This window comes from Pseudomonas sp. TNT2022 ID1044 (assembly GCF_028656895.1).
Lineage (GTDB): Bacteria > Pseudomonadota > Gammaproteobacteria > Pseudomonadales > Pseudomonadaceae > Aquipseudomonas > Aquipseudomonas reinekei.
The window spans coordinates 106,136-120,629 of record NZ_JAMDHB010000014.1 but is presented as its reverse complement, the minus strand read 5'-3'; the positions used below and the strand labels follow the sequence as shown (position 1 = coordinate 120,629).

10 protein-coding genes are annotated in these 14,494 nt (G+C 60.3%); 7 read left to right on the top strand and 3 right to left on the bottom strand.

Annotated features, from left to right (window positions below):
- Positions 1-107 precede the first annotated feature (107 nt).
- Entirely contained in the window at positions 108-998 is an 891-nt protein-coding gene (locus tag M5G20_RS18530) for an esterase/lipase family protein (protein ID WP_273920277.1), read from the top strand.
- A 42-nt stretch (positions 999-1,040) separates the two neighbouring features.
- Here M5G20_RS18530 and M5G20_RS18525 read toward each other — a convergent pair whose 3' ends face one another.
- Positions 1,041-1,916 carry a DMT family transporter gene (locus M5G20_RS18525; protein ID WP_150735750.1) on the bottom strand — a complete coding sequence of 292 codons (876 nt, stop codon included), beginning with the start codon at positions 1,914-1,916 and terminating at the stop codon, positions 1,041-1,043.
- 96 nt (positions 1,917-2,012) lie between these two features.
- Here M5G20_RS18525 and M5G20_RS18520 point away from each other — a divergent pair, with 96 nt between their 5' ends.
- From M5G20_RS18520 to M5G20_RS18510, 3 genes are all read left to right on the top strand, one after another.
- On the top strand, positions 2,013-2,825 hold the full coding sequence (locus M5G20_RS18520; RefSeq protein WP_273920276.1) for an AraC family transcriptional regulator: 813 nt from the start codon (positions 2,013-2,015) through the stop codon (positions 2,823-2,825).
- Between the two features lie 112 nt (positions 2,826-2,937).
- A complete protein-coding gene (locus M5G20_RS18515; RefSeq protein ID WP_150735748.1) occupies positions 2,938-3,246 on the top strand; it encodes a PsiF family protein in 309 nt (102 codons plus the stop codon).
- Between the two features lie 252 nt (positions 3,247-3,498).
- A complete protein-coding gene (locus tag M5G20_RS18510; RefSeq protein ID WP_273920275.1) occupies positions 3,499-4,512 on the top strand; it encodes an AI-2E family transporter in 1,014 nt (337 codons plus the stop codon).
- 119 nt (positions 4,513-4,631) lie between these two features.
- Here M5G20_RS18510 and M5G20_RS18505 read toward each other — a convergent pair whose 3' ends face one another.
- The gene (locus M5G20_RS18505) at positions 4,632-5,906 is read right to left on the bottom strand and encodes an Hsp70 family protein (protein ID WP_273920273.1); all 1,275 of its coding nucleotides are present in this window, start codon (positions 5,904-5,906) and stop codon (positions 4,632-4,634) included.
- Positions 5,907-6,203: 297 nt separating this feature from the next.
- On the opposite strand from M5G20_RS18505, the gene M5G20_RS18500 reads away from it, so the two are divergent.
- Complete coding sequence (locus tag M5G20_RS18500; protein ID WP_273920271.1) at positions 6,204-7,148, top strand: DnaJ C-terminal domain-containing protein; 945 nt, start codon at positions 6,204-6,206, stop codon at positions 7,146-7,148.
- 23 nt (positions 7,149-7,171) lie between these two features.
- Complete coding sequence (locus tag M5G20_RS18495; RefSeq protein ID WP_034149676.1) at positions 7,172-7,477, top strand: chaperone modulator CbpM; 306 nt, start codon at positions 7,172-7,174, stop codon at positions 7,475-7,477.
- Positions 7,478-7,571: 94 nt separating this feature from the next.
- On the opposite strand, the gene M5G20_RS18490 is transcribed toward M5G20_RS18495, so the two are convergent.
- A complete protein-coding gene (locus tag M5G20_RS18490) occupies positions 7,572-8,699 on the bottom strand; it encodes a sensor histidine kinase (RefSeq protein ID WP_273920270.1) in 1,128 nt (375 codons plus the stop codon).
- 248 nt (positions 8,700-8,947) lie between these two features.
- On the opposite strand from M5G20_RS18490, the gene M5G20_RS18485 reads away from it, so the two are divergent.
- Positions 8,948-14,188, top strand: coding sequence for a dermonecrotic toxin domain-containing protein (locus M5G20_RS18485; RefSeq protein ID WP_273920269.1), 5,241 nt, complete (start codon positions 8,948-8,950; stop codon positions 14,186-14,188).
- Positions 14,189-14,494 lie beyond the last annotated feature (306 nt).

The window sequence follows — 14,494 nt, the reverse complement described above, 5'->3', positions numbered from 1 at the left end:
GGCGGATGTCATAGACTGGTCGTCGAGTTGTCATCTTCGCTGGCGATGCTTGGCGGATGTCTTGCATCACGCCTTGCGTCACCTCTCGATCACAAGGATGTCCGCCCATGTCGCAAGGTTCTGCCCCGCGCTACCCAATGGTGCTGGTCCCGGGAATGCTCGGGTTTATCCGTCTGGTGCTTTATCCGTATTGGTACGGCATCGTCGATGCGTTGCGCCGTGGTGGTGCGACCGTTTTCGCTATCCAGGTTTCGCCGCTCAACTCCAATGAAGTGCGGGGTGAGCAGCTGTTGGTGCGGATCGAAGAGATTCTGCGCGAGACAGGGGCGCAGAAAGTCAACTTGATCGGCCACAGCCAGGGCTCGCTGACCGCCCGTTACGCGGCGGCCAAGCGCCCGGACCTGGTCGCCTCGGTGACGTCGGTCGCGGGGCCGAACCATGGTTCGGAACTGGCGGACTACCTGCACCGACACTATCCCCATGACAGTACCAAAGGCCGCTTGCTGACCTTTTTGCTGCGCATCATCAGCGCCGTGATGTGCTGGCTGGACACCGGTTATCGCGGGCCGAAATTGCCGGTGGACATTCATGGCTCCCACCATTCACTCACCACTGAGGGCGTCGCGCTGTTCAACCAGCGTTATCCACAGGGCCTGCCCGAAACGTGGGGCGGGCACGGTCCGGAGGAGGTGAACGGGGTGCGTTACTACTCCTGGTCCGGGACCCTGCAACCGGGCAAGACCGATCGCGGGCGCAACCTGCTCGATGGCACCAATCGCAGTTGCCGGCTGTTCGCCAAAACCTTCGTGCGTGAGGCCGGGCATTGCGACGGAATGGTTGGCCGCTACAGCTCGCACCTGGGAACGGTGATTGGCGATGAGTATCCGCTGGATCATTTCGACATCGTCAACCAGTCACTGGGGCTGGTGGGTAAGGGCGCCGAGCCGATCAGATTGTTCGTCGAGCATGCGGCCCGGCTGAATGCAGCAGGGCTCTAGGCCGCCTGTGGCGAGGGAGCAAGCGCCCTCGCCACAAAAGTATTACGCGCGCCCCAACACCGTCGTCCAACGTTCCGAAACAATCACCCCGCCCAACGTCAGCACCCCGCCCACCAGGTGATACAGCGCCAGTTGCTCATGCAGCACCACGGCCGCGATCAGCGCAGTCATCACCGGCAGCAAATTGAAAAACATCACCGTCCGGCTCGGCCCCAGGCGCACCACCGCCTGCATCCACGCCAATGGCGCGACCATCGAAGCCAACAGGCAGGCGTACAGCACCAGCGGAATATTGTGCAAGGTCGGACCGATTTTCGGCGAGGCAAGAAACAGCGGAAACAGCACCACCACCGCCACCAGCACCTGCAAATACAACAACACCAGCGGCGGCAATTTCAGCTGCCATTTCTTCAGCAAGGTGCTGTATACCGCGTAGGCCAGCGTGGCGACCAGCATCATCGCGTCGCCCAGGTTCACGCCATGTTCCAGCAGCAAGCCGAGGCTGCCGGAGGACACGACCACCAACACCCCGGCGAACGACAGTACCGCCCCGGCCAGTGCGCCGGCGGTCAGGCGCTGGCCGAGACTGATGATCGCCATGGCGAGGGACATCAACGGCATCAACGACAGAATGATGCCCATGTTGGTGGCCGAGGTCAGGGCCGCGGCGAAATACGCCAGGCTCTGATAAACCGCCATGCCGAGCACGCCGAGGATGAAAATCTTGCCCAGGTTCGGGCGAATCTGCGGCCAATGGGCAATCACAGGCTTGAGCATGAAAGGCGTGAACAGCAAACCGGCCAGCAGCCAGCGATAGAAACCGATCTCGGCGGGGAAAATCGCCCCGGCCGACATTTTGGTGATCACGGTGTTGCCGGCCCAGATAAAAATGGCCAGCAGGGGATAAGCGTATTGCATCGAGAAAAACCAGAACGTTAATGAAGCGCAATTATCCACTGTCTGGATGCAAGCCTATACTCCGATCCAGACAACCCGCCCTTGATTCCGGACAGCATGACCAGTAAACACATCGACCTGCTGGATTTCAGCGAACTGCCGGCCCCGGTGTACTTCCGTTATGCCGACTTCGGCACCCATGAATACGCTTCGGCGCACCGGCATCCCTGGGGCACGCTGGAATATGCGGCCCACGGGGTCTTACACATGGATGTCGACGGCAGCCGTTTCCTCTCGCCGCCGCAATACGCGGTGTGGGTGCCGCCCGAAGTCGAGCACAGTTTCTACAGCCATCAGCCGATCAATTACCGTGCGGTCTGCCTGGCGCCGGCGGTCTGTGATGATCTACCGCAACAGGCCTGCACGCTCGCCATCAGTGACATCCTCAAGTCGATCCTCAAGGACTTCGCCGCCCGTGACGTAAAGATTCCCGAGCTCGCCGCGGATAAACGCCTGGCCCAGGTCCTGGTGGACCAGTTGCAACAGGCGCCGGTGCATGAATGTTACCTGCCCTATGCCTGCACGCCGGGACTGCTGGGCATCTGCGAAGCCCTGCAAGCCGAACCGGGTGACAACCGGCCTTTGGCGCATTGGGCGGCGCAGGTTCACGTCAGCGAACGGACACTGGCGCGGCAGTTTGTCCGCGAGTTGGGCATGAGCTTTGGTGAGTGGCGCCAGCGGCTGCGATTTCTGGCCGCGATTGAAGCGCTGGACAGTCATCGCAGTATTCAGGAAGTTGCTTTCGACATGGGCTACAGCACGGCTTCGGCATTTATTGCGATGTTCCAGCGTCAAGCGGGTTGTTCGCCTGACTATTATCGGCGATCCATGCGCCGCTCCTCAGCCGCACGCAGAACACCAGACGCTTGAGGGAGCGGCTCGCGCAACCGGCCAATGACCACCCGGAGGAAGGTGTAACAACGCTTGACTACACTCTGGGTGAATGCCGCATCGCTCGGTGCGGCGATAAGGAGAAAACTCCATGAAGATCATGCGTGCCCCTTTGTTGATGGTCGGTTTGCTGCTCTGTTCCCAAGGCTTCGCCGCAACTGACCAGCAGAACAAAATGACCACCTGCAACGCTGAGGCGACCGCAAAAACCCTCAAGGGCGATGAGCGCAAGGCCTTCATGAGCAATTGTCTCAAAGCCACCCCGGCCGCCAACGATGCCGGCACTGCCTTGACCCCGCAGCAAGAGAAAATGAAAACCTGCAACGCCGATGCGGCCACCAAAGCCTTGAAGGGCGATGAGCGCAAGGCGTTCATGAGTGATTGTCTGAAGAAGAAATAAACATTCAGCGGGATTTGTGGGGGCTGTGAAGCCTCATCGCGGGCAAGCCCGCTCCCACAGGTTTCTCTGTTGAACTCGATTTCCCTGATCAACCGCAGACTCGTGGGCGCGGGCTTGCCCGCGATGGAGCCGGAACCGGCGCTGCAAAAAGCAGATCAACCCCCGACCACGTTCGCCCCACACAATCCCTAGTGCTGACACCGGATCGCTGGCAGACTGCCAATCCTTTTACGCCGTTCGTTTTGAGGCAGTATGCCAACGTTTTCTCAGCGTCAAGTTTTGCTGATCATCAGCTGGGTCATTATCTTTGGCGGACTGCTGCTGGTGATCCCGCTGCGTTTGCTGCCCAGCCTGCTGGCCGGGTTGCTGGTGTTCGAACTGGTCAACATGCTCACTCCGCAATTGCAGCGGCTGATCGAAGGCCGGCGAGCGCGCTGGCTGGCGGTGGCACTGCTGGGGACGTTGATTGTCAGTGTGCTGACGCTGATCTTCGCCGGCGCCATCAGTTTCCTGTTGCACGAAGCGGAAAATCCCGGGGCTTCCCTGGACAAATTCATGGGCGTGGTCGATCGCGCCCGGGGTCAGCTTCCGCCGTTCATCGACGCCTATCTGCCGGCCAGCGCCGCCGAGTTTCGCGTGGCGATTGGCGAATGGGTCAGCAAGCACCTGAGCGATTTGCAATTGGTGGGCAAGGACGCGGCGCACATGTTCGTGACGCTGTTGATCGGCATGGTGCTGGGGGCGATCATCGCTTTGCAGCGTATTCCCGACCTGACCAAGCGCAAGCCCCTGGCCGCCGCGCTGTTCGATCGTTTGCATCTGCTGGTCCAGGCCTTTCGCAACATCGTGTTCGCGCAGATCAAGATTTCCCTGCTCAACACCTTCTTCACCGGGATCTTCCTGGCGGTGGTGCTGCCGATGTTCGGCATCAGTTTGCCGCTGACCAAAACCCTGATCGTCCTGACGTTCCTGCTTGGCCTGTTGCCGGTGATCGGCAACCTGATGTCGAACACCCTGATCACCATCGTCGGCCTGTCGCTGTCGATCTGGGTGGCCATGGCGGCGCTGGGTTACCTGATTGTCATCCACAAGCTCGAATACTTCCTCAACGCGCGCATCGTCGGCGGGCAGATCAGTGCCAAGTCGTGGGAGTTGCTGTTGGCAATGCTGGTGTTCGAGGCCGCGTTCGGCCTGCCGGGGGTGGTGGCTGGGCCGATTTATTACGCGTATTTGAAAAGCGAGTTGAAGCAGGTGGGGATGGTTTGATGGGCGGTTGATCTGATTGTGGCGAGGGAGCTTGCTCCCGCTGGGGCGCGAAGCGGCCCTAAAAATGGGACTGCTACGCAGTCCAACGGGAGCAAGCCCCCTCGCCACAGAGGATCGGATCAGCCCAGCGGGCCATAGCGTTTTGCAGCCTCGATCGCCAGACCGCTGCCGATACTGCCAAAGATGTTCCCTTCCACATGCCGCGCATTCGGCAGCATCGCCGAGACGCTGTTGCGCAATGCCGGAATCCCGCTCGAACCCCCGGTGAAAAACACCGTATCCACCTGATCCACCCGCACATTGGCGTCAGCCAGCAACTGGGTGACGCTGTTGCGCACGCGCTCCAGCAGGTTGTCGATGGCCGATTCGAACAGGGCGCGGCTCAGTTCGACGCTCAGGCCGGCTTCGATACGGTCCAGCGGCACGTGACGGCTGTCGGCGTGGGTCAGCTGGATCTTGGTTTCTTCCACTTCCATCGCCAGCCAGTGCCCGGCGCGCTGTTCGATGAGCTTGAACAGGCGATCGATGCCGCCGGTGTCTTCGATGTCGTAGCGCATGCTGCCCAGGGCCAGAGTCGACTTCTGCGAATACACCGAGTTGATGGTGTGCCAGGTCGCCAGGTTCATGTGGTGGCTGGTGGGCATGTAGGCGCCACTCTTCATCCGGCTGCCGTAGCCGAACAGCGGCATCAGGCCTTGCAGGCTCAGCTGCTTGTCGAAGTCGGTCCCGCCGATGTGTACGCCGCCGGTGGCGAGGATGTCGTCGTGGCGGTTGTCGTGGGTGCGACGCTCCGGTGACAGGCGCACCAGCGAGAAGTCGGAGGTACCACCGCCGATGTCGACGATCAGCACCAGCTCTTCTTTTTCGATGGTCGACTCGTAGTCGAACGCCGCCGCAATCGGTTCGTACTGGAACGACACTTCCTTGAAGCCGATGGCGCGGGCCACGTCTACCAGGGTGTTTTCTGCTTCCTGGTCAGCCATTTCGTCGTCATCGACAAAAAACACCGGACGACCCAGCACCACTTCTTCGAATTCCCGACCGGCGGCTGTCTCGGCGCGCTTCTTCAATTGACCGATGAACAGCCCCAGCAGGTCCTTGAACGGCATCGCCGTGCCGAGAACGCTGGTGTCGTGCTTGATCAGCTTGGAGCCCAGCAAGCTCTTGAGCGAGCGCATCAGGCGGCCTTCGTAGCCTTCCAGGTACTCGTGCAGCGCCAGCCGGCCGTACACCGGGCGGCGTTCTTCCATGTTGAAGAACACCACCGAGGGCAGGGTGATCTTGTCGTCCTCCAGCGCGATCAGCGTTTCCACGCCGGGGCGCAGCCAGCCGACAGTAGAGTTGGACGTGCCAAAATCGATACCAACGGCACGGGCTGGAGATGCGTTGTTCATGTCTTTCAAGTTCCGGTTAAAAAACGGCCGCGCAGTGTATGTCAGTGCGGCACAGAATCGAAGGCCGACTATCCGCTAAATCTTGCCATTTAGCGCCTTGAAAGATGCCGCATCACCCCCAAACTACCCTGCATCAACCGGACAGCCGCGCAACGACTGCAAGTCGTCCCGCCTGCTGCCGATAAACTTCTGATGCGCTGCCCGGTCACAACCTTGAGATCGGTCAAGCCCTGTGCTGCAAATAAGTGCATGCTGTGGCAGGTGGCGCGATTTCGATAACGGATGGTGATTCCCGCGATGGACTTCAAAGACTATTACAAGATTCTCGGTGTGGAGCCGACGGCAGACGACAAGGCGATCAAGGCCGCCTATCGCAAGCTTGCGCGCAAATACCACCCCGATGTCAGCAAGGAAAAGGACGCTGAGGCCAAGTTCAAGGATGCCTCCGAGGCCTATGAAGCGCTGAAAAGCGCCGACAAGCGCGCCGAATACGACGATTTGCGCCGTTACGGCCAGCACGGCCAACCGTTCCAGGGGCCACCGGGCTGGCAGAGCCGTGGCGGTTTCGGTGGCGGCGGCCAGGATACCGGCGATTTTTCGGACTTCTTCAGTTCGATCTTCGGTAATCGTGGCCCAGGATTTGGTGGTGGAGAGTCGCGCCGCAGCACGGGGCGTCGAGGGCAAGACGTGGAAATGGAACTGGGGATTTTTCTCGAAGAGACCCTCTCGAACGAATCGAAGAAGGTCACCTTCCAGGTACCGCAATACAACGCGGCCGGCCAGCACGTCAGCAACACCCCGAAAAGCCTGAACGTGAAGATCCCCGCCGGCGTGGCCGACGGCGAGCGCATTCGCCTCAAGGGCCAGGGCGCACCGGGCATCGGTGGCGGTGCCAATGGCGACCTATACCTGACCATTCGTTTTGCGCCGCACCCGAAATTCGATGTCGAAGGCGAAAACCTGATCATCACGCTGCCGCTGGCACCGTGGGAACTGGCGCTGGGCGCTGAAGTGGCCGTGCCGACCCTGACCGGCAAGATCAACCTCAAGGTCCCGGCCGGCAGCCAGAACGGCCAGCGCATGCGCGCCAAGGGCCATGGTTTGCTGAACAAGGCGGGTGAGCGCGGTTACCTGTTCGTGCAACTGAAGGCGGTCATGCCGAAGAAATCGGACGATGAGATCAAGGCCTTGTGGCAGGAACTGGCGAAAAAAGCGGCATTCGACCCGAGAGAAAATTTCTGAATTCAGAGACGGAGTAGCCCATCATGAGCAACCCCCTGATCGTTCAACTGGACCTGGCAGAATTCTGTGAGGCGACCGACCTGTCGGACGTCTACGTGATCGAAATCGTCGAGCACGGCATCCTCGAACCTCAGGGCAGCGTGCCCAAGGACTGGCGCTTCACCGATTACGAACTGACCCTGGCCAAACGCGCCGCCAAGCTGCGGCGCGATCTGGAACTGGAATGGGAAGGGGTTGCGCTGGCGCTGGACTTGCTCGAGGAAGTCCAGCAGCTTCGGGCGGAGAATCGGATGCTGAAGCAGCGGTTGGGACGGTTGGTGGTGGAGTGATTTTTCGAAACTTGACGCCGAACCTGTGGCGAGGGAGCAAGCTTCCTCGCCACAAATGCATTCTCTTCACCACAGCCCACCAACCGTAAAGGCGCTAGACCTTCCGTGGCAACACCACCGTAAACAACGTCCCATCCTCTTCGCTCGAGGTGACCTCAATCGTCCCCTTATGCGCGTTCACCACTTCCTTGACGATAAACAACCCCAACCCGAGGCTGGTTGAAGGCTGGCCCGGTTCTTCGTCTGTGCTGCGCACCAGGGGATCGAAGATCGTGGCCATGGCGTCTTCTGGAATAGGCGCGCCGAAGTTATGCACCGTCAGGCGCACCGCCTGCGGTTCGCCCTTGAGGGTCACCATCACGTCGCGTTTGTTCGAGCCGTGCTGCAAAGCGTTGCCAATCAGGTTCTGCAAGAGCTGAGCGAGTCGACCGGCATCCCACACGCCGCGTGTGTCACCGTGTATTTCCAGGGTCGGGTCGCATGCAGGGTTGCCGGCGCACGCTTCGGCAATCGCTGCATGGGCCACTTCGGCCAGGTCGATGGGCGTTGGCTCGATTGGCAGGCTCTTGCCCAGGCGGCTGCGTACCAGCTCCAGCAAATCGCCGACCATCACTGCCATGTGCCGCGTGCCCCGCTGGATGTGGGTCGCGCAGGCCAGGGCATCGCCCTCCAGGACGGTTTTGCGCAGCAGTAATTCGATGGACATGCTGACCGCTTGCAGCGGCGCGCGCAGGTCGTGGCCGAGGATCGCGAGGAAGATGTCTCGCGAGCGATCGACCTGTTCGGCATAGGCCGCCGTGGATTCGGCCAAGGCTTCATCAACGGCTTCATTGAAGCGGATCATGTCCTGGAAATAAGCCATGTCCGGGGATTCCAGGCTGTTGACCCACAGACGGATCACGCAGGCGCGCAGATGGCGAAATTCGCTGGTCATCTGCACCAGGTCAAACCCTACGGTGTGGCGCAGTTCACCGTGGCTGGCACCGGCCTCGTCCAGGCTCGGGGTTTTATCCGGGCCTTCTCCCTTGGCCTTGGCGGCTTGTTCACTGGGCGTTTGCGGTTTGGACATGTCCCGCGAGGCGGCCAGCAGAATCGCCTTCGCGTGGTCGCGCAATGCGGCACTGTCCATGGATTCGGCGGCCGGGGTGATGGTTTTGGCGAACTGCTCCCACTCATCGACGATGCGATCAACGTTTGCTGCGATGAATTCGGAAAGACGCATAGTGGATACCTGAACATGAATCGAGGGACAGCGATTCGAATAGTAGTCCCTTTGGCGGGAAAAACACGACCACTCATACAGCGGCATAAAGCCCGGCTGCTGTGGCGGTATTTATGTATTGGCGGCTCTTTGATTTTCGAACGGACCGAGCGCTTTAGCGCGCTGGTTGAACAGTAATTTGCTCTTTTGTTTCGGGCGCCGGTGGATAAGTCTGTTGTCTCCTTTCCTGTCACCAAGGTGATTGAACAGTGTCTGATTTGCATGGAAGCAACTCGCTGGAAACGCCCGCCCAAACCAACGGCGTTCATTACGATCATGTACTCGGCGCCATCCCCGGCGCGATAAAAAAGGCCTCGGTAGCGAGGTTGAAAACCCTTGAAACACTTCAGCCCGAGAGCCCCGAGTGGTACAGCGGCGCCCGGGATGTCGACCGCCAGTACCTCAAAGAACTGATTGAAGAGCATGGACGCTTGCAAGGCGCACTGGACAAGACCCTGGGTGCCTTGCAGCACGACATCAACGCATTTGCCGAGCCATTACTGAGTGCGGCGCTGACGACGGAGTTCAATGGCGTCGAGAATATCGACACGCTCAGCGTACAACTCGTCGTGCCCAGCAAAATTGGCTTTGTCATTGATTCCGGGGCCAGTCACGTTCGACAGTCCACGCTACTGGAAGCGGCGCTGCACAATTTCGACGCGTCGGAAACCAACGACGATGCCTGGCGTAACAGCTCCGGCATCTACCGCAAGGATGCCCACGACAACCTCGCGCTCGAATCCGCCATCTCCTTGCCCGGGTTTGCCTCGATGTGCCGCCGCCTCGACATTGGCGGACAGTTCCAGCGGCATATCAAATCCATCCTGCTGCCGGCGACGGCTCAAGCGCGACGCGCCTTGCAGGACGAGTCGGTGTCCAGTGAAAAAGCCGCTTTTCAGCTGGCGTCACTGGTTGCCCGATTGAAAGGCGATATCAGCGACCATGCCTACGGCAAACTCGGGCAGATACGCGAGAGCCAGGCCAATACCACGCTGTACGACCGGCCGCTGCAATGCCACCGACTGTCGCTGATGGGCTTTCAATTGACGGGCATCGTGTTGTTCAGTGCCGTCAGCGAGCCGTCGCAGATCAAGCAGGCGATCGATGCCTTGACCCCCGACTCAGTGAAGTTCTGGAGTGAATGGTCGCAGCGCCTCTCGATATTGCCGGGGGCGGAGTACGAGCGGTTCAAATTGCTGCAGGCGTTTTTCGCCAATGGGCCGCAGGGCCTCAACGATGAGCTTTTGCGCCGTGACGACATCTACCATCAAAGTCGTTTGTCCGGTCACGTGATCGCCTATGTGCCGGATGATCCGGAACATCCGCTCAAGGAATACCCCTCGCTCGCCGCGTTCATGAAGACCCTGATCGGTCAGCTGCGAGACACGCAATACCAGACCTTTTTCAGCCGGTTCGTGGCGCAAAAGGACAAGGGGCTGTTTTTCAACCGGGTCAACGAACGCCTCAAGACGGTGACCTGGCAGCAACGCGAGCCATTGGACATGGGGCCATGGTGGCGTGAAACCGCGGTCGAGAATCCCGATGCAGAACCCATCACCAATCAGATCACGGGCGACCTGTGGGTGACCTTGTTCGTTGAGCGCCGCGACAAGGCCATCGCCGATGCCCGACGCATCGCGGTGCCGACCGACGATGAGGACGCCAGCGCCCGCTTCAAGCGCCTGACCAGTTACCTGAACATCGGCTGGAACGTGTTCAATTTCGCCGCGATGCTGGTGCCCGGTCTGGGCGAAGCGATGCTGGGCATCATGATTGCGCAGATGCTCGCCGAGGTGGCCGAAGGCATCGAAGACTGGAGCAAAGGCGACAAGGAGGAGGCCTCTGCCTACTTCAACGGAGTGCTGATCAATTTTGCGCAGTTAGCGCTCATGGGGGCGGCCCATGGGTTGCCAGGCCGGCCACTGACGCCGATCAAAGTCTCGCCCTTTGTCGAAGGGCTCAAGCCTGTCGAGGTCGCAGACAAGCAACGGTTGTGGAATCCGGACCTGACGCCGTATCAACAATCGGTCACCTTGCCCAAGAAGGGCGTCGTCGGTGAAAAAGGCTTGTACCGGCACCTGGATCAGGATCTCTTGCGCCTCGACGACAAATACTACGAAGTCAAACAGGACCCGGACACGGGTCAGCATCGCCTGCAACACCCTTCACGGGCCAATGCCTATCAGCCCTTGCTGGAGCACAACGGTGCCGGCCTGTGGAAGACGGAACTCGATCGACCGCTGGAATGGGATCGGCGTCAATTGCTCCAGCGTCTGGGCGCCTCGGTCGATGGGTTTAGCGATCAAACGCTGGAGCAGATCCTGACCGTCAGTGGTATTCACGAAAACGCATTGCGCCGGTTGCACGTGGAGCACGAAACCCCGCCCGCGCTGCTGACCGATACCCTCAAGCGCTTCAAGGCGTACGCCGACGCCGAGGCCTGCGCCGAACAGGTCCTGGCCAATCGGGTCGACCGGGAATGGGCCGATCTTGCCGTGCGCTTCATGACTGAGTTGTCGGGCTGGCCCGAGGGCAAGGCCATCGAAGTGTTCGAGGGGCCAGGCCTGTCGGGGGCGGCTTTCAAGGAGGGCTATGCCGACGCGTTGCCCGCCGATACCTTGCAGATGACCTGGCAGGATTTACTCGCCGGTGCGCTGCCTGCACGTGTGGTCGGGTTCCTCGATGAACCGGCCCTTCGCGAGATGCTTGGGCAGTGGTTTTCCGCCGACTCAACGGCGCGCACCAAGGCCTTGCGCAATCGCCTTGCCGAACAGGCGCTGGGCAGTAAAAGGCGTTTGTTCGACAAGCTTTACGAGCGCCGCGAGCGTACAGACGATGCCCGTGTGAGCTTGCTCAAAGGGCACGAGTCGTCGCTTTCGACCAGCGTGGCACAAGCCCTTGTGGAGCACGCGCAACCCTCGGACCTGCAACATTTGGCCGAGAAAGAACGCGTGCCCCTGAGACTTTCCCAACAGGCGGCGGACGCGGCACAGCAGCTACGACTGGCACGCGCGTATGAAGGCCTGTACCTGGGCGAGCTGCACAACAGCGACACCGAGCGCCTGGAGCTGCACTCCCTGGCCGCCTTGCCGGGCTGGCCTTCGGACCTGCGACTGGAGATTCGTGAACGTTCTTTCACAGGGACGCTGCACGACAGCCTCGGTGCAGAGGATGCGCCCATCCGCAAAGTATTGATCCGGGGCGGGGATGGCCGATATGAAGCGCGGGACGCGGGCGATCAACACCTGCACGGCGCGGACAATCTCTATGCCGCCGTGCTGCACGCATTGCCCGATTCACAGCGCGTCACCCTGGGTTTTGACATTCATGACGCGGTAGGCCTTGAGCAGGCAGTAAAGACAGCGCCACTGGATCGAACGGTGTTCGAGCCGATCCTGCGCGACAACCCGGTGTTCAAACCGTCCTACGACCCGAGCGTCATGCGCTTGCGCGGCGGCATGCCAGGTTATGCGCAGGTCCCGCGCGGCATGGGATTGCGCCGGCGGGTCCGCTCGCTGTACCCGGCCTTCACCCCGGAAGAAGTCGAAACGCTGTTGGCCGGGTTCAGCCAGAACGGTGGCTCGGTTCATGAACGCCTGAGTGCGCTGGAGGCCGAGTTCGATCAGTTGAACCGCACGATGCAAAACTGGATGAACTCTTCGACGGCGTCCTGGCGTTTAACGCCGTCTGGGATTGCCGAATTGCGTGCCCGCGAGCGCTTCTGCAAGGCGATCCGGCAGAGCTGGCAACGCACCGGACCCGAGGGCGTACAAGGGGCGGGTGCGGTGCGTCCGCAATGGCTGAAACTCGACGATTTTCCCTTGATCCATCGGCTGCTTGAGACGTTGCCGAAACTCGAGGCCAATTTCGACCATGTCACCAACCTGAGCCTGCGCAGTGGCGAATTGCGTAACGAGCATCTGTCGTTTCTCGCTTCGTTTCGCCGGTTGCGTTACCTCAACCTGCAAGACAACCTGCTGACCGCCATTCCAGAGGTGCTCGGTGAGATGAATCATCTCAGCGACCTGTCCCTCAGTGAAAATCGTATCGAGCTGGACGACGTGGCGGTCGATCGCCTGAAACGGCTGGTGCATCTGCGTTCGCTGGGCTTGCGTGGCAACCCGTTGAAGCTCCTGCCGAACATCAGCCGGATGCCGCAGTTGCAGGTCATCCTGCTCAACGAAACCGGCCTGGACAGTTGGCCTGTCGGGCTGTTTTCCCAGTCGCGGCCGCGCAGTCTTTACCTCGATCTGCGACACAACCCGATCACCCGCATCCCGACAGTCGCGCCGGGTTCGTTCCGCGCCGAATTGCTGGCGCGAACATTGATCAGCCATGAGCCGCGCTGGATTTCCCCGGAAAACCTCGAAACCCTCAAGTCTTACATCGAATCGGTCGGCATGGATCCCGACCGGCCGTACCCGCCACGCGGCACGCTCGACAGCGCCGACTGGTGGATGGGCATGACCGAGCGGCAGTGGCAGGAAAAAAAGGAAGTCTGGAACCAGGTCGAGGATGAGTTCGACTCGGTGCCGTTTTTCGATGAAATCCGCAAGCTCACGCAATCCGCCGACTTCACGGCAGGCGGCGACTACAAGGTGGACCTGACCGGCAAAGTCTGGCGCATGCTCCAGGCCATGGCCAAAGACAGCGAGCTGCGGGTCAAGCTGTTTAACGAAGCCACAACCCCTACCGCGTGTGTGGACGGCAGTACGCAACTGTTCAATGCCATGGGCCTGCAAGTGCTGTTTCATGAGGCCCGTGCGCTGGGCAGCGCGGACCTGGTCGAGGCGCGGTTGCTGGAGTTGGCACAAGGCAAATCGCGCATCCGTGAACTGGATGCGATCGCCCGTCGTCGGGTCGCCGCGCGAAGGGCAGCGGGGGAACAGTTTCGACGAGTCGATGAGCAGGGCAATGTCTCTGGCACCATTGATGAAGTGGAAGTTCACCTGGCCTACATGACCGATCTGGCTCAGCGCCTGGATCTGCCGTGGCAGGCGCGGGGCATGCAGTTTCGCAAGATTGCCGGGGTGACCAAGGAGATGATTGAAGAGGCGTACACCTATATTGCGGCGCTCGAAGAAGGGGAGTTGCTTGCGGACCGGATCCTCGAACAACCTGAATGGAGAACCTGGCTGGAGTCTTCCAGCCGCGAAGCACTGAGCGGCTTGAGGCGAAAAATCGACGCCACGACGGATTTGCAGGATGCGTTGCAGCGTCGATCCGAGGCCGCAGAACCGGCCGCCAAGGCGGCTTTGGAAGCGGAAATAAAATCCCTGTGTGGTGAATTGGGCAAAGACGAAAAAACGTTCGCCGAGGGGCAGGTCATGAGTGATGAGGACTACGCCCAGACACTGGCTGAGATCGCCCGACAGATCGATCAAAAATTGAAATCGTTAACCCAACAAGCGATCGAGCGTGCCGGGTTACGGCGGCTCCAACGTCGTTGATTAAACGGCATTTGCCCGGGCCTGTTTAACCGCTGTCAGGGTTACTTCCCGAAAGCTACAAAACCTTGTGCCATTGCCTACAGGTGCGCCAGAATCCGCCGGCTTGTGCGCCTTGCGGCCACTCGGTAGCTTGATTCGCGTCACTGGTTGTCAGTGATCGGGTTTAGTAGCCCGTGGTGTTATCAGCAAGGTGCAGAGGCTCTGTCAATCAGGTATCCCATCCCTGAACTTGATGGCAGCTGTGCGCAGGGCGCTTCGGCGCGCCGGTAAATGCTGATCTCCCCGGTCTACTAACCTGCGTACAGC